This is a genomic window from Bittarella massiliensis (ex Durand et al. 2017), assembly GCF_001486165.1.
GTDB classification, from domain to species: Bacteria; Bacillota; Clostridia; order Oscillospirales; family Ruminococcaceae; genus Bittarella; species Bittarella massiliensis.
The window spans coordinates 414,037-435,841 of the sequence record NZ_LN908975.1 but is presented as its reverse complement, the minus strand read 5'-3'; the positions used below and the strand labels follow the sequence as shown (position 1 = coordinate 435,841).

Sequence of the window (21,805 nt, the reverse complement as noted above, 5' to 3'; positions counted from 1 at the left end):
CCGCCGCACAAAACACACAAAAAAAGAGGGGGTCGGGGCTGACAGCCCCGATCCCCTCTCGCCGTTTTCCCATCTCAAAAGGTCGGCTCTAGTAGTTGCCCTGCTCTTTGGCCCGCTCCATCAGCGCGTCGATGCGCTCTTTGGAGTAGCCCGCCCGCTGCAGGATGTCGCGGGTGTGGTTGAGGCTCAACTTGACGGTGGGCTCCTTCTCAATGGCCCAGAGCACCTCGTCGAGCATGTCGTTGAGGGCCTCTTTCTCCCCCTCTTTGACCAGCATCTTCACAAAGTTGGGGAAGTTCTCCTCCCAGTAGAGGATCGGCTGGTAGCGGGGGCGCTTCTCAAAGTCGCCGTTCACGATGCCGCCCTTCAGGCCATAGCGCGCCTCGTAGCGGATCAGCCGCTGGCGCAGCCGGTCGGCCACCGCCCGCATCTCGGGGGTGCCGCCGCCGTACAGGAGGTTTTCGGTCTCCTGCGGGTCGTTTGCCATGTCAAAGAGCTGCTCGTCGTCTCCGTAGGAGTAGACGTACTTGTACCGCTCGTCCCGCAGCATGCACCAGCGCTTGCTGTCCCTCTGGTGCTCCACGTACTGGTAACGCCGGTCCTTGACCCCCTCGCCAAAGACGCTCTCCCCCGGCAGGTCGTAGACGTCGGGGTATTCGGCCCCGGCGGCGTCCAGGAAGGTGGGCAGCACGTCGTTGAGGTCGACAAAGCGGGGATCCCTCTCTCCCGCCGCCACCTGTTTGGGCCAGTGGACGATGAAGGGGATCTTGCAGGAGGGGTCGTAGGGGAGGAATTTCTGGTAGGTGCCCAGGTCCCCCAGCATCTCGCCGTGGTCGCTGGTGAAGAGGATCAGGGTGTCGTCGTAGAGGTCCAACTCTTTCAGTTTCTCCACGATCCGCCCCACCTGGAAGTCCACGTAGGAGATGGCCGCCGCGTACATCTCCCGCATCCGCTGCACCGCCTCGGGGGTGGGCAGGTCGCCCAGGGTCTTGTTCTCCTCCGCCAGCAGGCCCAGGGGGGTCTTGGGGACAGAGGGGGCGGGCAGCTTGCCCTTGTACATCTCGGCCCACTCGTCGGGGATGTGCAGAGGGGGATGGGGGTGGATGAAACCGGTCCAGAGGAGGAAGGGCCGCCGGCCCCGCTGCTCGTCCAGGTACTGGATCGAGCGGTCGGCCACCCAGTGGGAGCCGTGCAGCTCTTCGGGCATCAGGGCCCGCTGGGGCTGCATGTAGAGGCAGTGGCGCACCCCGTTGATGCTCTGCAGGTTGCCGTACCCCTTCTCCTTCAAAAAGAGCATGTAGTCGTCGGCCTCCCTGTCGGGGGGGACCTCGTCCATGTTGAAGAAGTGGTCAAAGCCGTTCATCCGCCGCTCGGGCTGAAAGTGCATCTTTCCCACGGCGCAGGTGTCGTAGCCGTTGTCCGAGAGGATCTGGGGGAAGGTGGGCAGGTAGTAGGGCAGGGGCTTGGCCTCGGCCCCGAAGTAGTTGTCGTCAAAGCCGTGGTGGCGGTCGGTGAGCCCGGTGAGCAGGTTGTGCCGGGCGGGGATGCAGACCGGGTTGGGGGAGTAGGCGTTTTCATACACCCGCCCCTCGGCGGCCAGGGCGTCGATATTGGGCGTCTGCATGAAGTCGGCCCCGTAGCAGCCCAGATAGTCGCTGCGCAGCTGATCGCAGGTGATGAGGAGGATGTTGGGACGCCGGTCCTCCTGGTTGACTCGGTAACGCATGGTAACCATCCTTTCCATTGATTCAGATCCGCTGGCCGGGCCGGGTGGGCGCGGAGAGGCGGTCTTCGCGGGAAGCGAACAGGGCGGCGCACCGCCCCAGCTTTGCCTCCATTATAACTTTCCGCCCTCGGGTGGAAAACGACACCTGTCATCTTTGCCGCAAAAAATTTGCCGGTTCCCAGGGCAGACCGCCTGTCAAAAACGGGGGGACCTGCCCGGTATTTCTTGTATAAATCGGCCGCCTGTGCTAATCTGGTGGGGAGAGAAATCCTTTTTAAAGGAGGCGATGGAGATGGGCGAACCACTGGAGCACTGGCCCTGGGCGGCCGGCCTCTTCTCCCCCCTCCCCCCCGAGGAGAAGGGGAAGATCACCCTGGTGGAGCGGGCCGCCCGCCAGACCCTGATCGAGAAGGACAGCTTTGCCCCGCCCGACCTGTTTTTGGTGGTCAAAGGGGTGTGCGAACTGTACAGCGCCTTCTCCCTTTCGGGGGACAACGACCTGGGCTACCGCATCTGCGCCAACCAGTTCATCGGCCTGTCGGAAATCGTCAGTCCCGTCCCCATGAAGCGGACGGCGGAGGTGGTGGCCAAGACCCCCCTCTGCGCCCTGCGCATCCGGGGGGAGAACTTTCTGCGCTGGAGCCAGGTCTGCCTGCCGGTCTACAACGCCGTGATTTTTGAGAGCTTGGAGCAAAAGCACCGCCTGCAGACGCTCTACCGCAACTGCTCGGTCACCGACTCGGTGCTGGCCGGGGCCTATTACCTGGACTACCTCTACGGGGTCTACCTGGGCTGCTATCCCGAGGGCTACCAGGGCCCGGTGCGGCTGTGGGAGACCCAGTCCGAGATCGCCCAGTCCATCCGCCGGGATCCCCGCTCGGTGGCCCGCATCATCCAAAAGTTGCGGGAGGCCGGCTGCATCGGGGTGGAGCGGGGAAAGGTGGTCATCACCTCCGCTCAGCGGCAGACCCTGCGCCGCTTCATCGAGGAGCGCTCCCTCTAAAAAAGGGGAGCGCCCCCTTTTGCCAAAAAGCCGACAGCTGTCCTATTTTAGAAGGGGCTGTCCTGCTACACTGAAAGAAAGCCCGCCCACAGGCGGGAAAGCGAAAGGAGCGCGAAGGCAACATGACCCTCTTTGAAGAGATCGCCCAGAGCCGGGGCAAACGGCTGTTGGTGGGGGGCCACCGGGGACACCTCTCCCGGGTGCGGGAAAACACCCTCGAAAACTTTGCGGAGGTGGCAGGGCTGGGCCTCTCCCACATCGAGATCGATGTCCAGCTCTCCAAGGACCAGGTGGCCATGGTCTACCACGACCTGGACCTGGGCGAGCGCTCCCCCCTGCAGGGGCGGGTGGCCGACTACACCGCGGCCGAGCTGAAGGCGGCCTTCTCCATCAACACCTTGGATGAGTGCCTGGCCTGGTGCCGGGAGCGGGAGCTGCCCGCCGCCCTGGAAATCAAGTGCGAACTGCTGCAGATGGCCCCCACCATGCCCCGCCTGGCCGAGGAGATCGCCCGCTCGGTCGAGACGCACGACTTTGCCGAATACAGCTTCGTCTTCGGCACCGACTACCGCACCCTGCGCCAGATCAAGCGGCTGCTGCCAGCAGTCCACCTGGGGCTGATCGTCCCCTTTGTCCCCGCCGACCCGGTGCGGCTGATGGAGGAGATGGAGGCCGAGATCTATCTCTGCTACATCGACAACCTCTGTCCCGATCTGGTGGCGCAGCTGCACCGGGCGGGCTACCTGGTGGACGGCTCGGTCATCAACAGCGAGGGGCGGCTTCGCCAGGCCCTGGCCCTGGGGGTCGACCTCATCGAGTCGGACCACCCAGAGGAGATGCTCCCCCTCTGCCGGCAGTTGGAGGCGCAGACAAAACGGTAAAAAAGCGGGCCCGCCGCAGGGGGCCCGCTTTTCTATGGAGACAGACACCTTTTCCAGAAACCGGGAAATCACAGGCATCAAGGGCGCGCCCCCTCCCCTTTTCTTTTACAAAATAGACATTTGTCATATTTCCCCTCAAAATCGCCGTGCTATACTAAAACCAGTAGCAGCCGGAAGGGTCCGCTCGCCAGAGGGGCCGCCGGCTTTGGATACGACTTTCAAAAGGAGTGTGTATGATGAAAAAGATTGGAGCCGTTTCGCTGGCCTGCCTGTTGGCGGCCTCCGCCCTCCTCTCCGGTTGCGGCAAGTCCGACGACAAGGGGGACGCCACCTCCAGTGGCGGCAGCGAGTACAAGAGCATCGGTTACGTCTGCAGCGCCCTCGGCGACAAGTCCTTCACCGACCTGTCCTGGTCGGGCATCCAGCGGACCGCCAGTGACCTGGGGATGACCGCCAAGGCCATCGAGTGGGGGACCGACAAGTCCAAGATGGAGCCCTGCATCCGCGACGCCGCCGAGAGCTATGACATCGTCCTCTTCAACGGCAACGAGTACGTGGAGATCCTGCAGCGCATCCACACCGACTACCCCGACGTGAAGTTCATCGCCACCGACATGACCCCGACTTTGGAGTGGGACATCCCCAACCTCTTCGGCGTCAACTCCAAACAGCACCAGGGCGACTTCCTGGCCGGGGCCCTGGCCCAGAAGATGTCCAAGACCGGCACCATCGGCCTGGTTGCGGGCACCGACACCGTCTCGATCAACGACTTTATCATCGGCTACGTGCAGGGTTCCCTGCAGGCCAACCCCAGCGGCAAGGTGGCCCACTCCTTCATCGGCAGCTACACCGACACCGCCAAAGCCAAAGAGCTGGCCCTGGTGCAGATCAACCAGTCCAAGGCCGACATCATCCACCAGGTGGCCGGCGGCGCCGGGCTGGGCGTCTTTGAGGCCTGCAAGGACAACGGCATCTGGGGCATCGGCGTGGACGCCGACCAGCGCGAGTTCTTCATCGACAGCAAGGCCGATCTGGCCGACGTCATCCTCACCTCGATGATGAAGCGCAACGACATGTCCATGGAAAAGGCCATCCGCGACACCGTGGCCGGCACCGCCGAGTACGGCAAGCTGAACATGTGGGGCGTGGCCGAGGGCGTCACCGTCCTGGCCAAAAACGACTTCTACAAGGCCAATGTCCCCCAGGAGACCCAGGACTACATCGACGATCTGGAAAAGAAGATCGCCTCGGGCGACCTGGTGGTCAAGACCGTCTACGGCATGGAGCAGGACGAGTTCGTCTCCATCCGCGACAGTGTCAAGCCGTAAACCCCCTCTAAAACCTCCCCTTCACCCATAAAAAAAGGACTTCGGATTTTTTCCGAAGTCCTTTTTCTCTGTGCAATGTCAGCCGTTGCCCTGCGCCTTGGCCCGCTCCATCAGCGCGTCGACCCGCTCTTTCGCGTAGCCCGCCCGCAGCAGGATGTCCCGGGCGTGGGTCTGGGCCGGTTTGGAGGTGGGCTCCTTTTGGATGGCCCAGAGCACCTCGTCGAGCATGTCGTCCAGCTCCCCTCTCTCCCCCTCCCTGACCAGGGAGCGGACAAAGGGGGGAAAGTTCTCCTCCCAGTAGAGGGACGGCTGGTAGCGGGGGCGCTTTGCAAAGTCGCCGTTCACGATGCCGCCCTTCAGGCCGTAGCGCGCCTCGTAGCGGATCAGCCGCTGGCGCAGCCGGTCGGCCACCGCCCGCATCTCGGGGGTGCCGCCGCCGCACAGGAGGTTCTCGGTCTCCTGCGGGTCGGCCGCCATGTCGAAGAGCTGCTCGTCGTCGCCGTAGGAGTAGACGTACTTGTACCGCTCGTCCCGCAGCATGCACCAGCGCTTGCTCCCCTGCTGGTGTTCGGCGTACTGGTAGCGCCGGTCCTTGACCCCCTCGCCACAGACGCTCTCTCCCGGCAGGTCGTAGACGTCGGGGTACGCGGCCCCGGCGGCGTCCAAAAAAGTGGGGAGGATGTCGTGGAGGTCGACAAAGCGGGGGTCCCTCTCCCCGGCCCCCACCCGCTGCGGCCAGCGCAGGACAAAGGGGACCTTGCAGGAGGCGTCGTAGGGGAGAAATTTCTGGTAGGTGCCCAGGTCCCCCAGCATCTCGCCGTGGTCGCTCGTGAAGAGGATCAGGGTGTCGTCGTAGAGGTCCAACTCTTTCAGTTTCTCCACGATCCGCCCCACCTGGTGGTCGCAGTAGGAGACGCAGGCCGCATAGAGCTCCCGCATCCGCTGGAGGGAGGCGTCGTCGGCCAGGTCGCCCAGGGTCTTGTTCTCCTCGGCCAGCAGGCCCAGGGGGGTCTTGGGGACCGCCGGGGCGGGCAGTTTGCCCGCGTACATCTCGGCCCACTCGTCGGGCGCGTCAAAGGGCGGGTGGGGGTGGATAAAGCTGGTCCAGAGGAGGAAGGGCCGCCGGCCCCGCTGCTCGTCCAGGTACTGGATCGAGCGGTCGGCCACCCAGCGGGAGCCGTGCAGCGCCTCGGGCAGCAGGCTGCGCTGGGGCTGCATGTAGAGACAGTGGCGCACCCCGTGAACACTCTGCACCCGGCCGTAGCCCTGCTCTTTGAGAAATTGCAGATAGCTGTCCGCCTCCCGGGAGGAGGGGCCCTCCTCCATGGCGAAGAAGTGGTCGAACCCGCTGGCCCGCCGCTCGGGCTGAAAGTGCATCTTCCCCACGGCGCAGGTGTCGTAGCCGCTGTCCGAGAGGATCTGGGGAAAGGTGGGCAGCTTGTAGGAGAGGGGCGGGGCGTCGGGGGCCCAGCGGTTGTCGTAAAACTGGTGGTGCCGGCAGCCCAGGCCGGTGAGCAGCCCCATGCGGGCGGGGATACAGACCGGGTTGGGGGAGTAGGCATTTTCATACACCCGCCCCTCGGCGGCCAGGGCGTCGATGTGAGGCGTCTGCATGAAGTCGGCCCCGTAGCAGCCCAGGTAGTCGCTGCGCAGCTGGTCGCAGGTGATGAGGAGGATGTTGGGGCGCCGGTCCTCCCGGTTGACGCGAAAGCGCATGAAGGTTCATCCTTTCCATTGTATTGACCCGCCGCCTGTGCTATCCTAAAAGACAGGAATACAGGAGAGTGGAGGCGGTGATCGGTGACACATTTGCTGGAGCAGTGGCCCCAGGCGGCCCCCTTTTTTGAGGGGTTGCCCCAGGAGGAGCAGGAGAAGATCGAGCTGTGCCAGATCGGCCCGGGGGAGCTCCTCATCGAGAAGGACAGCTTTGCCCCGCCCGACCTGTTCTTTCTGGTCCGGGGGGTGTGCGAGCACTTTCGCGCCTTCGCCGAGAGCGGCGACAATGACCTGACGGGCATCCGCCTCTTCGCCGGGCAGTTCATCGGGGTGGCGGAGATCCTCTCCCCCCAGCCCATGAAGCGGCGCAACCAGGTGCGAGCCAAGACCCAGGTCTCGGCCCTGCGCATCCGCGGGCAGGACTTCCTGCGCTGGAGCCAGATCTGCCTGCCGGTCTACAACGCCATCCTCCTCTACATCATCGAGCAAAAGCACGACGACCAGCGCCTCTACCGGGAGTGCAACGTCAACAACTCCCTGCTGGCGGGGGCCCGCTATCTCAGCTTCCTCTACTCCATCTACCGCGACTGCTGCGAGCCCGACGAGAAGGGGGCCATCCGCATCCTCGAGACCCGCTCGGAGATCGGCCGCTACATCGGCCGCGACCCCCGCTCGGTGGACCGCATCATCCAAAAGCTGCGGGAACAGGGGTATGTGGGGGGCTCCCACCGCAAGATCACCGTCACCGAGGAGCAGCACCGGCGGCTTCTCGATCTGGTGGAGGAGCTGACCCTCTGAGGGGACACCCCCATTATAGCCGCCTCCAGAGGGGGGGAAAACGACAGCTGTCGCTTTCCCCCCGCCCCTCGCAGAGAGGGGGCGCAGGAGAGGTCCTTTTTTCCAAATCGGGCAAAAGAGGGACAGATGGCAGCGTTTTCCCTGGGCGATTTCACCGAAAAATCGAAAATCCGTTTGTTTTTTTGGGGGAAGCGACAATTGTCGTTTCCCCCCTTTTGCGGCCATGCTACACTGATTTCAGCAATTGGGGACACAGGATTCGCCGACAGGGCCCGTCTGGCGAGCGCTCGCCCCCTCCGCCAAATCGAACACTTTGAGACATGAGAAAAAGGAGCGACATCGCAATGAAAAAGACTGGAGCCATCGCCCTGGCGTGCCTGTTGACCGCCTCTGCCCTGCTCACCGGCTGCGGCCAGTCCGGCGAGGGCGGAGACGCCTCTTCCGCCAGCGGCAGCGAGTACAAAAGTGTGGGCTACATCTGCGCCCAGCTGGGCGACAAATCCTTCAACGACCTCTCCTGGTCGGGGGTGCAGAAGGCCGCTCAGGAAATCGACCTGAACGCCAAGTGCATCGAGTACGGCACCGACAAGTCCAAGATGGAGCCGGCTGTCCGCGACGCGGCCGAGGGCTACGACATTGTGGTGATGAACGGCAACGAGTTCTATGAGATCCTCGACCGCATCTACACCGAGTACCCCGACACCAAGTTCATCGTCACCGACCTGACCCCCACCACCGAGGTGAACATCCCCAATGTCTTCGCTGTCATGAGCAAGCAGCACGAGGGCGAATACCTGGCCGGCGCCCTGGCCCAGAAGATGTCCAGCACCGGCACCATCGGCCTGGTGGCCGGCGCCGACACCGTGCCCATCAACAACTTCATCATCGGCTACATCCAGGGCTCTCTGGAGGCCAACCCCAGCGGCAAGGTGGCCAACTCCTTCATCGGCGGCTTCACCGACACCGCCAAGGCCAAAGAGCTGGCCCTGGTACAGGCCAACCAGATGGGGGCCGATGTCATCCACCAGGTGGCCGGCGGCGCCGGGCTGGGCGTCTTTGAGGCCTGCAAGGACAAGGGCCTCTGGGGCATCGGCGTGGACGCCGACCAGCGCGAGTTCTTCATCGACACCAAGCCGGAGATCGCCGACGTCATCCTCACCTCCATGACCAAACGCAACGACATCACCATGGCCAAGGCCATTAAAGACACCGTCGAGGGCACTGCCGAGTACGGCAAGCTCTACAAGTGGGGCCTCAAGGAGGGGATCACCGTCCTCGCCGAGAACGACTACTACAAGGCCCAGGTCCCCCAGGAGACCCAGGACTACATCGGCGGCCTCTCCGCCAAGATCGCCTCGGGCGAGATCGAGGTGAAGATGGTCTACGGAATGGACCAGGACGAGTACGTCACCTTCCGTGACAGCGTCAAACCGTAAATTCCCTTTTCAACTGCCTCTTCCAAAAAATCCATAGAGGGCGGCGGCGCTCGGCTTCCTCAAGGCCGGGCGCCGCCGCTTGCCGTCTCCCCCCGGCGAGAGGGGAAAACCAAACTCCTCCGGCCAGCGATTGCGGCGCGGGGGAGAATGTGTTAGAATACCTTTATAAGCGGCCTCGAGCCGCCCCCGGCCGTCTTCTGCCCGGGGCCATCTCTCCGCCCTGCGGGCGGATCTTTGGGAGGTGCACCGTGAAACTGCAAGAGTCGGGTGAAAACTACCTGGAGACCATCCTCCTCCTCCGCCAGCGGCAGGGGCACGTCCGCTCCATCGACGTGGCCACCGAACTGGGCTTCTCCAAGCCCAGCATCAGCCGGGCCATCGGCATCCTCAAATCCGCCGGCTACGTGCAGGTGGGGGAAGGGGGCAACATCCTCCTCACCGAGTCGGGGCAGCAAAAGGCCGAGGCGGTCTATGAGCGCCACCGGCTGATTTCCCGCTACCTGGTCCTCACCCTCGGCGTCCCGGCGGAGATCGCCGACGCCGACGCCTGCCGCATCGAGCACATCATCAGTCAGGAGTCCTTTGACCAGATCAAGGCCTTCGTCGCCCGAGAGGACGGCGAGGGGCGTTGACCTTCCTTTTATCATTTACAGAGAGGGGTCCTTTCCCGGCGGGAAAGGGCCCCTCTCTTCTTTTTACCAGGTTTTACCCGGCTAGTCCCCTGGCCCGGTAGAGCTCCTGCAGGGCCGCAATGGCCTGACAGGTCTCCTCTCGGCTGCCAAAGCCGGTGAGGCGAAAATACCCCTCGCCATTTCTGCCAAACCCGGCGCCGGGCACCCCGGCCACCCCGGCCTCGCGTAGGAGCAGGTCAAAAAACTCCCAGGAGCCCATCCCTTCAGGGCAGGCCATCCAGATGTAGGGGGAACAGACCCCGCCGGTAAACCAGACCCCCAACTCCCGCAGGGCGGCGGCGATCAGGGCGGCGTTCTCCCGGTAAAAGGCGGTGGCCTCGCCGGTCTGCCGCCGCCCCTCGGGGGTGAAGACCGCGGCCGCCCCCCGCTGCACCACATAGGAGACGCCGTTAAACTTGGTGGTCTGGCGGCGCAGCCACATCCGGTTGAGGGACATCCCCTCCCGCTCCAGGGTCCGGGGCACCACGGTGTAGCCACAGCGCATCCCGGTGAAACCGGCGGTCTTGGAGAGGGAGCTGATTTCGATGGCGCACTCCTTGGCCCCCTCCACCTCGTAGATGCTGTGGGGCAGGTCCCCCGTCACAAAGCTCTCATAGGCCGCGTCGAAAAGAATGACGCCCCCCCGCGCCCGGGCGTAGTCCACCCAGCTCTGCAGCATCGCGCGGGTGTAGACCGCGCCGGTGGGGTTGCCCGGGGAGCAGAGGTAGATGAGGTCGGCCTTCACCGAGGGGTCGGGCAGGGGGAGAAAGTCGTTTTCCTCCCCTCCATCCATAAAGAGGACTTTGCGGCCATCCATGGTGTTGGTGTCCAGGTAGACTGGGTAGACCGGGTCGGGGATGAGAGCGGTGTTCTCTTTAGAGAAGAGGTCGAGGATGTTCCCCAAATCGCTGTTGGCCCCATCGCTGACAAAAATCTCCTCCAGGTCCAGGGAGACCCCGAACGCGGCATAGTACTGCTGAATCCTCTCCCGCAAAAAGTCATACCCCTGCTCGGGCCCATACCCGCGAAAGGTCTCGGCCGCCGACATCTCCTCCACCGCTTTGCCGAGGGCGCCGATGACCGCCGGGCAGAGAGGCAGGGTCACATCCCCCACCCCCAGGCGGTAGATGGGTTTGCCCGGGTGGCGCCTCCTCTCTTCCGCCACCCTTTTGGTGACGGTGGAAAAGAGGTAGTTTGGCTGTAAGTTGCGGTAGTTTCCGTTGATTTGCAATGGTGTTCCCCCCTGTCGGTACAGCGCGGCATTCAAACCGCCCTCCGGTCGCTTTCTCTCTCCTGTTGGCCTATTTGTCCCCTCTCCCCCGCTCCATGGCGGCCCCCACAAAGGCGCAGAAGGCGGGGTGGGGGCGGTTGGGCCGGCTCTTGAACTCGGGGTGGTACTGCACCCCCACAAAGAAGCGGTTGTGGGGAATCTCCACCGCCTCCACCAGGCGGCCGTCGGGCGAGGTGCCGACGACCCGCATCCCCCCCTCTTCAAAGGCGGCGCGGAAGCGGGAATTAAACTCGTAACGGTGGCGATGGCGCTCCGAAACAGCGGCTTCGCCGTAAGCCGCCCGCAGGAGCGACCCCTCGGCCAGGGCGCAGGGATAGGCCCCCAGCCGCATGGTCCCCCCCTTGGAGACGACCCCCTGTTGATCGGGCATCAGGTCGATGACCGGGTAGGGGGTATCGGGGGCAAACTCGCTGGAATCGGCCCCCGCCCAGCCCAGGGCGTGGCAAGCAAACTCGATGACCGCCACCTGCATCCCCAGGCAGATGCCCAGGTAGGGGATGTCGTTCTCCCGGGCGTAGCGGCAGGCGGCGATCTTGCCCTCCACCCCCCGGTCGCCAAATCCGCCGGGCACCAGCACCCCGCTGCAACCGCCCAACAGGGCCTCGGCAGTGTCGTCGGTCACCTCTTCGGCCTCCACCCAGCGAATGGCCACCTCCACCCCGTGGGCACAGCCCGCGTGGCGCAGCGCCTCCGCCACCGAGAGGTAGGCGTCGTGCAGCCGGACGTATTTGCCCACCAGGGCAATCTCCACCTCGCCCCGGCAGGCGCCGATTCGGCGCAGCATCTCATCCCACTCCGCCAGGTCGCAAGGGGGCAGTCCCTCCAGCCCCAGCCCCCGCAGCACGATGTCGGAGAAGTGCTGTTCCTCCAGCATCTTGGGGGCCTGATAGAGCACCGGCAGGGTGATGTTTTCAATGATGCAGTCGGGCTCCACATTGCAAAAGAGGGCGATCTTCTCCCGCACCTCTTCGCCGATGGGCCCGTCGGAGCGGGTAACGATGATGTCGGGGCGGATGCCCAGGCTCATCAGCTCCTTTACCGAATGCTGGGTGGGCTTTGACTTGTACTCCTCCGACCCGGGGATATAGGGCACCAAGGTCACGTGGATGAAGAGGCAGTTCCCCGGCCCCTGTTCCTGGTCCACCTGGCGGATCGCCTCCAAAAAGGGCAGGCTCTCGATGTCGCCGGTGGTGCCGCCGATCTCGGTGATCACCACATCGGCGTCGTCGCGCTCCCCCACCGAGTAGATAAAGCCCTTGATCTCGCCGGTGATGTGGGGGATGACCTGCACCGTCTCGCCCAGATACTCCCCCCGCCGCTCCTTTTGCAGTACGTTCCAGTAGACCTTGCCGGTGGTGAGGTTGGAGAATCGGTTGAGGTTCTCGTCGATAAAGCGCTCGTAGTGGCCCAGGTCCAGGTCGGTCTCGGCCCCGTCCTCGGTGACAAAGACCTCACCGTGTTGGTAGGGGCTCATGGTGCCGGGGTCCACGTTGATGTAGGGGTCCAACTTCTGGGCCATGACCTTGAGCCCCCTGCTCTTGAGCAACCTGCCCAGAGAGGCGGCCGTGATCCCCTTGCCCAGCCCGGACACCACCCCGCCGGTGACAAATACGTACTTTCTCTTTTTCTGTTGCATCTCTTTTCCTCCCCACTCGCTCTCCGAGTCCTCTGTTTACCACTCCAGCTGGCCGCAGAAAACCGTCTCCGCCGGGCCGCTCAAATAGCACTCCCTCTCCCCCCAGCGGACTTGCAGCTGGCCTCCGGGTAGCGAGACGGCGATCTCCTCTTCCCGGCGGCAACGGCCGGCGGCGATGGCGGCCACCGCCGCCGCACAGGCCCCGGTGCCGCAGGCCAGGGTCTCGCCGCTGCCCCGCTCGTAGACCCGCATCTTGATGGCCCGCTCCCCCAGCGGCTGTACAAACTCCGCGTTTATCCCCTCGGGGAAGAGGCCGCTCCCCGCAAACAGGGGACCCAGGACAGTCAGGTCCAGTTCGTCCACACAATCGACAAAGACCACACAATGGGGGTTGCCCATGCTCACGCAGGTGATCTGCCAGCGCTGTCCCCCGATTTTGACTGGTGCGTTTACCACCCGCTCCCCCTGCAGCAGCACCGGTACCGCCGCCGGGCGCAGATCGGGCGGGCCCATCCCCACGGTGGCCCGGCGCGCAACGCCCCCCGCCACCTCCAGCTGCAACGTCTTGATACCGCTGCCGGTCTCGATGCGCAGCGCGGTCTTTTTGCAGCGCCCGCTGTCGTAGAGGTATTTCCCCACACAGCGCACCCCGTTGCCGCACATCTTCCCCTCGCTGCCGTCGGCGTTGAAGATGCGCATCCGCGCGTCGGCCACCTCGCTGGGGAGGATGAGGATGACCCCGTCGCTCCCCACCCCAAAATGCCGGTCGGAAAAGCGTCGGGCAAGTCCCGCCGGGTCGGTGACCGACTGGGCAAAACAGTCAAAGTAGAGGTAGTCGTTGCCGCACCCCTGCATCTTGGTAAAGCGGTATGTCACCGTCGGTCCCCCCAATCCCTCACTCTTTCTCGTAAGTCTGCAACACACTGCGGGCCACCTCAGCCCGGGTGAGGCGCATATCCATGGCCTGCTTTTCGAGGTAGCGGTGGGCCTGGGGCTCGCTCATCTGCAAATACTGAATCAGGGCGCACTTGGCCCGGTCCACCAGCCGAATCTCGTCGATTTTCTTCTGCAGCTCGACATTCTCCCGCCGCAGGGTATAGAGCCGCTGCCGAGCGATCTGGGCCATCCGCACCGCCTGGAAAAACAGCGGCTGGCTCATGGGTTTTGACACGGTGAACACCCCGCAGTGGCCCACCCGCTCCCCCACCTCGCCGGCGCGCTCCCTCCCCACAATCAGCACCACCCCGGCGTCGGTCCTGGCGGCGCAGTCGCAGCAAAACGGCTCCCCCGTCTCGTCCTGCAGGGGGGCGTTGCAGAGGATCAAGTCAAAGGTCTGCCGGGCGACGAGCTGCCGGGCCCGCGCCCCTGAACAGGCGCTCACCACCTGGCCATAGCCCGCCTGTTTCAGCAGGTCCGGCAGCGGTCCGCCATCGCTGGAGCGCTGCACCAACAGGGCCGTCATCATCGCTCACTCCCCCTTTCCCGCACACGACCGCCCCTTTAGCGGGGCTGCTGACCGCCAAGCAGACTGTCCACGACCCCCTGGGGGAGCGCTGCCCGCACAAAGGCGCTCTCCCTGGCCAGCTGCGCGGCGGCGGCAAAGTCCTTGGGCAGGGGGCGTACCCCCCGCAAAATTTCTTCTGGGGCGGTGTAGAGGTTGTGATCGCAGGGGGGGCAGAGGGCCTTTTTCTCCCGCACCCCCTCGGCCCCGGCGCGCAGCAACAGGGCAAAGGCCAGATAGGGGTTGCAGGCCGGGTCGGGGGAGCGCAGCTCCATGCGGGCATAGGGGCCGGCCGCCGCCGGAATGCGGATGAGCTGGGAGCGGTTCTGGTGGGACCAGGAGAGGTATCCCGGCGCCTCGCAGCGGCCTAGCCGCTCGTAGGACTGGGGCAGAGGGTTTAAAAAGGCGGTGATCTCCTCCACCCGGTCGAGGATCCCGGCGAGAAAGGCCTCCGCCTCTCGGCTGTGCCCCTCGCCCTGGGCCCGAAAGAGATTGACCCCGTCCCGGTGCAGCGAGAGGTTGACGTGCAGCCCGCTGCCGCTGGCGTCGGGCAGGGGTTTGGGGGCAAAGCTGGCGCAGAGGCCGTTTTGCGCCGCCACCACCCGCACCACCGAGCGAAAGGTGGTGAGGTCATCGGCCGCCCGCAGGGGGTCGGCGTACTTAAAGTCCACCTCATTTTGCCCCGGCCCCTGCTCGTGGTGGGAGCTCTCGGGGAGGATGCCCATTTCCTCCAGCGTCAGACAGATCTCCCGGCGAATATTTTCCCCCCGGTCGAGTGGCGCCATATCCAGGTAGCCCGCCCGGTCAAAGGGGATCTTGGTGGGCGCGCCGTCCTCCCCCTGCAAAAAGAGGTAGAACTCGCACTCAGCTCCCACCTTGGCAGTGTAGCCCATCTCAGCCAGTGCCCCTTCAGCTTGGTGGAGGAGGTAGCGCCCATCCCCGGCAAAAGGCCGCCCGTCCGGATGGCGGATGTGGCAGAAAAACCGCACCACCCGCCCCTGCTGCGGCCGCCATGGCAGAATGGCCATCGTCCCCGGGTCGGGGAAGAGGAAGAGATCCGACTCCTCCACCTGCAAAAAGCCCCGCACCGCCGAGGCGTCAAAGGAGATGCCGGAGGAAAAGGCCCTCTCCAATTGGTCGGCCATGATGGCAATGTTTTTCGGCCGCCCAAAGACGTCGCAAAACGCCAGCCGAATGAACTTGACGTCGTTTTCCTCCACAAATTGGAGGATCTCTCCCACGGTGTAATCCACTGCTACTCCGTCCTTTCCCTGTTTGGCGGGCCCTGTCCCGCCCATCTTGCCCTGTGTCCGCCCTCTCCTCGGCCACAACCCAAAAAAGCGTCCACCGGAGAAGGGGCCCTCGTCCCTTCCACGGTGAACGCCTTTGTTCACTTACTGGTGCAAGTATAGCCGATGAAAAAGCCAGTTGTCAACCCGTTTTTTGGGCCGATCTGCCCACTGGATAAATTTTTTTGCGCCCCCACCAGGGTCCCTATATCGGTCGGGCCCCTCCGTTTGCCCCGCTCTCCCGCCGAAAAAAGGGCGGCCGGGGTGTTGACAACCGCCCCGGCCAGGGGTATACTGGCCGGCATAGAGAAACAGCAAAGGCGCTGCAGGCCCCGACGGGCCGGCAGCGCTTTTTTTGTCTGGGTCTCGAAAAAGCAGGCGCCGGGGCGGGGCCTCTCGCCCTGCCCGGCCGACCTGAGACAGCACCCCACTGCCCGCCGCTGCCCCCGTTCGAGGTGCGCGGTGGCAGGCAAAAAGAGAAAGCAGGGCGGAAAGCACCGCCCACACGAGGAGGGATCGACTGTGAACACTGTGAGAGAGGTTTTTGGCAGCATGGTCTTTGGTAACGAGGTGATGCGGGAGCGGCTCCCCCGGGAGACCTATCTGGCCCTGCGGCGCACCATTCGTGAGGGGCGCAGCCTGGGGCGTGAAAACCAGGCGCTGGCCGACGTGGTGGCCAGCGCCATGAAGGACTGGGCCGTCGAGAAGGGGGCCACCCACTACACCCACTGGTTTCAGCCCATGACCGGCATCACCGCCGAAAAGCACGAGAGCTTTCTCGCCCCCACCGGGGAGGGGGCGGCCATCCTGGAGTTCTCAGGTAAGGAGCTGATCCGGGGAGAGCCCGACGCCTCCAGCTTCCCCTCTGGGGGGCTGCGGGCCACCTTTGAAGCCCGCGGCTACACCGCTTGGGACCCCACCTCCTACGCCTTTATCAAGGACGACACCCTCTGCATCCCCACGGCCTTCTGCTCTTACGGGGGGGAGGCGCTGGACAAAAAGACCCCCCTGCTGCGCTCGATGGAGGCCCTCAGCTGCCAGGCGGTGCGGGTGTTGCGGCTCTTCGGCGACCAGACCACCCAGCGGGTGAGCACCTCGGTCGGGGTGGAGCAGGAGTACTTTCTGGTGGACGAGCGGCTCTACGACCGACGTCCCGACCTCAAGTACACCGGCCGCACCCTCTTTGGCGCCAAGGCCCCCAAGGGGCAGGAGCTGGACGACCACTACTTCGGCGCCCTCAAGGCCCGGGTCAAGGGCTTTATGGAGGAGCTGAACACCGAGCTCTGGAAGCTGGGGGTCTACGCCAAGACCGAGCACAACGAGGTGGCCCCCTCCCAGCACGAGCTGGCGCCGATCTACACCACCGCCAACATTGCCGCCGACCACAACCAGCTGACCATGGAGACCATGAAGAAGGTGGCCCGCCGCCACGGCTTTGTCTGCCTGCTGCACGAAAAGCCCTATGCCGGGGTCAACGGCTCGGGCAAGCACAACAACTGGTCCCTCCGCACCGACGGCGGGCAAAACCTGTTGGACCCCGGCGACACCCCGCGGGAAAACGCCCAGTTTCTCCTCTTTCTCTGCGCGGTCATCAAGGGGGTGGACGACTATCAGGACCTGCTGCGGGCCTCGGTGGCCACGGCGGGCAACGACCACCGGCTTGGCGCCAGCGAGGCGCCGCCGTCCATCCTCTCCATCTTCCTGGGCGACGAGCTCACCGCCGTGCTGCAGGCCATTGAAAGGGGGGAGCGCTACGACGGGGGCGGCCGGGGCGAACTGAAGGTGGGGGTGCACGTGCTGCCCAGGATCCCCCTGGACAACACCGACCGCAACCGCACCTCCCCCTTTGCCTTCACCGGCAACAAGTTTGAATTTCGCATGCCCGGCAGCGCCCTCTCCATCTCGGGGCCCAACACCATCTTAAACGCCATCGTCACCGAGAGCCTCGCCCAGTTCGCCGACGAGCTGGAGGGGGCCGAAGACTTTGACCAGGCCTTGGCCGAGCTGTTGGCGCGCACCGTCAAGGAGCACCGGCGAATCCTCTTCTCGGGCAACGGCTACAGCGACGACTGGGTGGAGGAGGCCCAGCGCAGGGGGCTGGCCAACCTGCCCTCAGCGGCCGACGCCATCCCCTGCTTTTTGCGGGAGAAAAACATCTCCCTGCTAGCCAAACACAAAATTTACAGCGAGGTGGAGCTGCGCTCCCGGGTGGATATCCTGTTGGAAAACTACGCCAAGGTGCTCTCCATCGAGGCCCAGACCATGTTGGAGATGGCCCGGCGGGATATCCTCCCCGCCGTCAGCCGCTACACCGGCCAGCTCTGCGCCGCAGTGAACGCCAAGCGCGCCGTCTCCCCCGCCCTCTCCTGCCGCTGCGAGGAGAAGATCATCGACCGGCTGGCCGCCCTCAGCGGCTGCTTTGCAGAGGTCGTCGAAACCCTAGAGGAGGCGCTGCTGGAGACCAAGAACTGCGCCGACTTGGAGGCCTGCGCCCGCCACTGCCGGGAAAAGGTCTTTCCCTCCATGCAGAAGTTGCGGGCCGTCACCGATGAGATGGAGACCCTCACCGCCGCCGACTGCTGGCCCTACCCCTCCTACGGGCAGCTGCTCTTCTCCGAGTAGCGCGCCCCTTCCCGCCTCTTCTGTTCCGGCGTTCTGCCCCACTTCCCTCCACGGGCGGCGAGCGGCGTCCACCCCATTCCAGCTGTCCCCGCCTTTCCCGACAGCTAGCAGCCAAGCACCCCGACAGGGCGGAGCTCCCCTCCCCCTCGCCGGGGTGTTTTTTGCCCTTTTTCCCCGGCAGGGGCGCCGAACAGTGGCAATTGTGCTATACTGAGGGAGAATTCAAACCGCCGTCGGGCCTCTGCTGCCCGCCGCGCCGCGAAAGGAGTGCTTTGCCGTGTATCCGACCCTGCTCACCCTCTCCCCCCTCACCGGGGACACCACCACTACCCCCACCGGGCTCTACATCGCCCTGGGGGCGGCGGCCGTCCTCCTCATCGCCCTGGGGGTCTTTGCCGTCCTGCGCCGCCGCCGGGACAAATAGCCCTTGACGCCCCCTTTGGGGTGCGGTATAATACTGCCGTATTGTGCATTTGCACAAAATAAATGTTTCAATCACTTTGCCAAAAGGGGGAGCTGCTGTGGCGCGCATCAAGAAATGCAGAGAGGTCTGCTTCGTTCCCCGGTGCAGCCAGTTCTCCCCGCCCCATCCCCAGGGGAGCGTCCGCCTCAGCGTCGAGGAGTTGGAGGCGCTCCGCCTGTCGGATCTGGAGGGGCTCGACCAGCAGCTCGCCGCCGCACAGATGGGCGTCTCCCGCGGCACCTATCAGCGCATCCTCACCGCCGCCAGGCGGCAGGTGGCCGAGGCGGTGGTGGGGGGAAAGGCCCTGCTCATCGGCGGCGGCAGCTACCGGCTGCGCTGCCGGGCGCTGGAGGGCCAGCCCCACCCCTGTTGCCAGCTGTGCGGCAAAACGGCAAAAGAAGATGGAGAGGAATGATTTGATGGCAGAGCAATGCACCCACGACTGCAGCAGCTGTTCCCAGTCCTGCTCCTCGAGAGAGCAGGCGGGTCCCGCCAGCTTTTTGGAGAAGCCCCACGAGCTGTCCTCGGTCAAACACGTAGTGGCGGTGGCCAGCGGCAAGGGGGGCGTGGGCAAGTCCTTCGTCACCTCGATGCTGGCCGTCGGCCTGGCCCGGCGCGGCTACAAGACCGCCGTGCTGGACGCCGACATCACCGGCCCCTCGATCCCCAAACTCTTTGGCATCCACGAGCAGGCCCAGTCCGACGGGCTGGGCATCTACCCCGCCCTCACCGGCCAGGGCACCCAGGTGATCTCCATCAACATGATGCTGGACACCGAGACCACGCCGGTCATCTGGCGGGGGCCGGTCATCGCCGGGGTGGTCAAACAGTTCTGGACCGACGTCATCTGGCGGGACGTGGACTTTCTCTTTGTGGACATGCCTCCGGGCACCGGCGACGTGCCCCTGACGGTCTTTCAGTCCCTGCCGGTGGACGGCTGCTTGGTGGTCTCCACCCCCCAGGACCTGGTGTCGATGATCGTCTCCAAGGCGGTGAACATGACGTCCGCCATGCACATCCCGGTGCTGGGTCTGCTGGAAAACATGAGCTACCTGACCTGCCCCGACTGCGGCAAGCAGATCGAGCTGTTCGGCCACAGCAAGGCCGAGTCGGTGGCAAACCAGTTCTCCCTGCCCTTCCTGGGCCGGCTGCCCATCGACCCGGCGGTGGCCGCCCTCTGCGACGAGGGCCGCATCGAAGAGGTGCAGCTCCCGGCGCTGGACATCGCCTGCGACGCCGTCGAGGCCCTGATGGGAGGCGAGGAGAAGTGATCATCGCCATCCCCACCCTGGACGGACAGGTCTCCCACCACTTCGGCAAGACCCGCGACTTCACCCTCTTCACCGTCGAAGAGGGGAAGGTCGTCTCCACCCGGCAGATCCAAAACCTCATTCACAGCCACGACCTCCTGGGCGACCTGCTCAAGGAAAACGGGGTCGAGCTGGTCCTCTGCGGCGGCATGGGCCAGGGTGCCCAGAACAAACTGACGGCCGAGGGCATCGCCTTTATCGGCGGCTGCGAGGGCCCCATTGAGGCGGTCGTGCAGCGCTACCTCGACGGGCAGCTGCAGTTCGCCCCCCTCCCCTCCTGCGGCTGCGGCGGCCACCACGAAAAAGACGGCCACCCCCACGACGGCTGCCAGGGCGGTTGCCACCACTAGATTTTTTCTGCACACAGACAAAAAAACTCCCCGTGCCTTTGGCACGGGGAGTTTTTATTTGCTGTATCGGGAAAACTAGATGCCCAGCTCCTTGGCGGCAGCCTGCGCGTTCTCGCAGAAGGCGCGCACCTTGTCGATGTCCTTCTTGCCGATGTGGCTCTTCTCGCAGTTGGTCTTGGTCAGGGAGTCAACTCCCCAGGGCTTGACGGCGCGGACGGCGTCGGCCACGTTGTCGGGCCCCAGGCCGCCGGCGATGATGACCGGGCAGGAGGCCTGCTCGACAATGGCCCTGTCCCAAGCCCAGTCGTGGGTGATGCCGGCAGCGCCGGTGCCGATGACCCCGGGCACCACCGAGTCGAGGATCAGCATGTCGCAGAACTTGCTGAAGGCGACCGCCCGCTCAATGGCCTCGGGCCCGCTCATGGGAACGGCCTGCATGATCTTCAGCCAGGGGTATTTGGCCTTCCAGGCAGCCACCTGCTCGGGGGTGGCGTCGTCCTCGGCGCCGGAGACATGCAGCACGTCGGGGTGCAGCTTCTCGATGATCTCGATCTGCTCCTCCGGGGTGTCGTCGATGGTCAGGGCCACCTTGACGGCCCGGTCGCCCACGGCGTCAAAGATGGCCTTGCACTTGGCCATGGCCTCGTCTTTGCTCATGCCGGAATTCTTGGCGGTGGGGTTGACACCGATGTGGTCGGCGCCGGCCTCGACACAGGCCAGGGCCTCTTCAGGGGTCTGCATGGAATAAATTTGGGTGATCATGGGGCGTTCCTCCTTCAACTCTCGAACGGATGGCGGTTCTCACTTGTTGCCTCTATTGTACCACCGGGCAAACGGCCTTTGCAATCCGCTTTCTGCCGAAATTGGAGGGCGCAAAGGGGCAAAAAAGGCCGGTCATATCGCCAGTTTCTCCATCTTGCCGGGCAAATCGCGGCCTTTTGAGAAAACTGCCAAAAGAGGGGCCGTTTTCCCCCACAAAATAGACCGGCTGCGCTGCTTGCCCCCTCCTTTTGGGGGATTCGGCCAATTTGTGGGGGCAAAATCGTTTTTCCGGCCAAACTGTGGTATAATAATCGCAACGCAGTCGTTGTGCTGAGAGGGCCGGGCAGAGGGTACAACCTCCGTTTGCCCCCGCCCCACAGCCAAATCCCCACGCGCTCTGCGCCCGGGAAAGCACGACCGCAAACGGCCGGGGCGCCGCGGCAGCGGGCAGCTTTTGTCCGCCCCGCTCCCCGCCCCCGACGGCCGATCTCACCCGCCCCGCCGGCGCCCTTTTGGCCGCCGGCGCCGCCCGTCACCTTGCAAAGGAGGTTCTCTGCTTATGATCTACGCTGTGGGATGGCTGGTCGCCATCGCCGTCTTCGCCATTGCCGAGGCGGCGACCGTGGCCCTGGTGTCCATCTGGTTTGCCGCCGGCGGGGTGGCCGGCCTCATCACCTCTCTGTTCACCGAGTCCCTGTGGGTGCAGCTGCTGGTCTTTTTCGTGGTCAGCGGGCTGCTGCTGGCCGCCACCCGCCCCCTGTGTAAAAAGTTCTTGAGCGGCCGGGCCCAGCGGACCAACGCCGACATGGTCATCGGCAAAGAGGGGACCATCACCCAGGCCGTGGACAACCTGGCCCCCAGCGGGCGGGTCTTTGTCTGCGGGCAGAGCTGGGCCGCCCGCAGCGAGGGGGGCGAGACCATCCCCCAGGGCGCGGTGGTGCAAGTCTGCCGCATTGAAGGGGTCCGGCTGTTTGTCCGCCCCGCCGACGGGGGATCCCGCTAACCAAAACGAGGAGGAGTCA

General features: G+C 64.6%; 20 protein-coding genes. 12 read left to right on the top strand and 8 right to left on the bottom strand.

Annotated elements, in window-relative coordinates:
• Positions 1 to 88: 88 nt before the first annotated feature.
• Complete coding sequence (locus tag BN3266_RS02400; protein ID WP_075109649.1) at positions 89 to 1,726, bottom strand: sulfatase family protein; 1,638 nt, start codon at positions 1,724 to 1,726, stop codon at positions 89 to 91.
• Positions 1,727 to 2,018: 292 nt separating this feature from the next.
• Here BN3266_RS02400 and BN3266_RS02395 point away from each other — a divergent pair, with 292 nt between their 5' ends.
• The 3 genes from BN3266_RS02395 to BN3266_RS02385 all read left to right on the top strand — a co-directional run bounded on the left by BN3266_RS02395 (position 2,019) and on the right by BN3266_RS02385 (position 4,938).
• On the top strand, positions 2,019 to 2,729 hold the full coding sequence (locus tag BN3266_RS02395; RefSeq protein ID WP_154668941.1) for a Crp/Fnr family transcriptional regulator: 711 nt from the start codon (positions 2,019 to 2,021) through the stop codon (positions 2,727 to 2,729).
• A gap of 122 nt (positions 2,730 to 2,851) precedes the next feature.
• The gene (locus BN3266_RS02390) at positions 2,852 to 3,610 is read left to right on the top strand and encodes a glycerophosphodiester phosphodiesterase (protein ID WP_059003473.1); all 759 of its coding nucleotides are present in this window, start codon (positions 2,852 to 2,854) and stop codon (positions 3,608 to 3,610) included.
• A gap of 236 nt (positions 3,611 to 3,846) precedes the next feature.
• The gene (locus tag BN3266_RS02385) at positions 3,847 to 4,938 is read left to right on the top strand and encodes a BMP family lipoprotein (RefSeq protein ID WP_059003470.1); all 1,092 of its coding nucleotides are present in this window, start codon (positions 3,847 to 3,849) and stop codon (positions 4,936 to 4,938) included.
• 78 nt (positions 4,939 to 5,016) lie between these two features.
• On the opposite strand, the gene BN3266_RS02380 is transcribed toward BN3266_RS02385, so the two are convergent.
• Positions 5,017 to 6,654: a sulfatase family protein gene (locus BN3266_RS02380; protein ID WP_059003468.1), complete on the bottom strand. Its 1,638-nt coding sequence runs from the start codon at positions 6,652 to 6,654 to the stop codon at positions 5,017 to 5,019.
• A gap of 84 nt (positions 6,655 to 6,738) precedes the next feature.
• Here BN3266_RS02380 and BN3266_RS02375 point away from each other — a divergent pair, with 84 nt between their 5' ends.
• The 3 genes from BN3266_RS02375 to BN3266_RS02365 all read left to right on the top strand — a co-directional run bounded on the left by BN3266_RS02375 (position 6,739) and on the right by BN3266_RS02365 (position 9,520).
• Positions 6,739 to 7,452, top strand: a complete 714-nt coding sequence (locus BN3266_RS02375; RefSeq protein ID WP_154668940.1) for a Crp/Fnr family transcriptional regulator — start codon at positions 6,739 to 6,741, stop codon at positions 7,450 to 7,452.
• Between the two features lie 344 nt (positions 7,453 to 7,796).
• Positions 7,797 to 8,888, top strand: a complete 1,092-nt coding sequence (locus tag BN3266_RS02370; RefSeq protein ID WP_059003466.1) for a BMP family lipoprotein — start codon at positions 7,797 to 7,799, stop codon at positions 8,886 to 8,888.
• 248 nt (positions 8,889 to 9,136) lie between these two features.
• Positions 9,137 to 9,520, top strand: coding sequence for a metal-dependent transcriptional regulator (locus BN3266_RS02365; RefSeq protein WP_059003465.1), 384 nt, complete (start codon positions 9,137 to 9,139; stop codon positions 9,518 to 9,520).
• A 73-nt stretch (positions 9,521 to 9,593) separates the two neighbouring features.
• Here the strand turns inward: BN3266_RS02365 and BN3266_RS02360 are convergent, their stop codons facing one another.
• From BN3266_RS02360 to BN3266_RS02340, 5 genes are all read right to left on the bottom strand, one after another.
• A complete protein-coding gene (locus tag BN3266_RS02360) occupies positions 9,594 to 10,790 on the bottom strand; it encodes an LL-diaminopimelate aminotransferase (RefSeq protein ID WP_021658007.1) in 1,197 nt (398 codons plus the stop codon).
• Between the two features lie 70 nt (positions 10,791 to 10,860).
• Entirely contained in the window at positions 10,861 to 12,486 is a 1,626-nt protein-coding gene (locus BN3266_RS02355; protein WP_021658006.1) for a CTP synthase, read from the bottom strand.
• A gap of 36 nt (positions 12,487 to 12,522) precedes the next feature.
• Positions 12,523 to 13,362, bottom strand: a complete 840-nt coding sequence (gene dapF, locus BN3266_RS02350; protein WP_242861701.1) for a diaminopimelate epimerase — start codon at positions 13,360 to 13,362, stop codon at positions 12,523 to 12,525.
• 19 nt (positions 13,363 to 13,381) lie between these two features.
• Positions 13,382 to 13,951 (bottom strand): ANTAR domain-containing response regulator, encoded by a 570-nt coding sequence (locus BN3266_RS02345; RefSeq protein WP_059003463.1) that lies wholly within the window; start codon positions 13,949 to 13,951, stop codon positions 13,382 to 13,384.
• Between the two features lie 35 nt (positions 13,952 to 13,986).
• The gene (locus BN3266_RS02340) at positions 13,987 to 15,240 is read right to left on the bottom strand and encodes a glutamine synthetase family protein (RefSeq protein ID WP_059003462.1); all 1,254 of its coding nucleotides are present in this window, start codon (positions 15,238 to 15,240) and stop codon (positions 13,987 to 13,989) included.
• Between the two features lie 558 nt (positions 15,241 to 15,798).
• Here BN3266_RS02340 and BN3266_RS02335 point away from each other — a divergent pair.
• The 5 genes from BN3266_RS02335 (at position 15,799) to BN3266_RS02320 (ending at position 20,021) form a co-directional block, all read left to right on the top strand.
• Complete coding sequence (locus BN3266_RS02335) at positions 15,799 to 17,898, top strand: glutamine synthetase III family protein (RefSeq protein WP_075109648.1); 2,100 nt, start codon at positions 15,799 to 15,801, stop codon at positions 17,896 to 17,898.
• A 277-nt stretch (positions 17,899 to 18,175) separates the two neighbouring features.
• Complete coding sequence (locus BN3266_RS13700) at positions 18,176 to 18,322, top strand: hypothetical protein (RefSeq protein ID WP_154668939.1); 147 nt, start codon at positions 18,176 to 18,178, stop codon at positions 18,320 to 18,322.
• Positions 18,323 to 18,419: 97 nt separating this feature from the next.
• On the top strand, positions 18,420 to 18,776 hold the full coding sequence (locus BN3266_RS02330; protein ID WP_059003460.1) for a DUF134 domain-containing protein: 357 nt from the start codon (positions 18,420 to 18,422) through the stop codon (positions 18,774 to 18,776).
• A gap of 4 nt (positions 18,777 to 18,780) precedes the next feature.
• The gene (locus BN3266_RS02325) at positions 18,781 to 19,632 is read left to right on the top strand and encodes an Mrp/NBP35 family ATP-binding protein (RefSeq protein ID WP_059003458.1); all 852 of its coding nucleotides are present in this window, start codon (positions 18,781 to 18,783) and stop codon (positions 19,630 to 19,632) included.
• A complete protein-coding gene (locus BN3266_RS02320) occupies positions 19,629 to 20,021 on the top strand; it encodes a NifB/NifX family molybdenum-iron cluster-binding protein (RefSeq protein WP_059003455.1) in 393 nt (130 codons plus the stop codon). Before BN3266_RS02325 ends, BN3266_RS02320 begins: the two co-directional genes overlap by 4 nt.
• A gap of 75 nt (positions 20,022 to 20,096) precedes the next feature.
• On the opposite strand, the gene BN3266_RS02315 is transcribed toward BN3266_RS02320, so the two are convergent.
• Positions 20,097 to 20,783, bottom strand: a complete 687-nt coding sequence (locus BN3266_RS02315; protein ID WP_021657977.1) for a phosphoribosylanthranilate isomerase — start codon at positions 20,781 to 20,783, stop codon at positions 20,097 to 20,099.
• Positions 20,784 to 21,342: 559 nt separating this feature from the next.
• Between BN3266_RS02315 and BN3266_RS02310 the strand changes: the two genes are divergently transcribed.
• Complete coding sequence (locus BN3266_RS02310; protein ID WP_059003453.1) at positions 21,343 to 21,786, top strand: NfeD family protein; 444 nt, start codon at positions 21,343 to 21,345, stop codon at positions 21,784 to 21,786.
• Positions 21,787 to 21,805 lie beyond the last annotated feature (19 nt).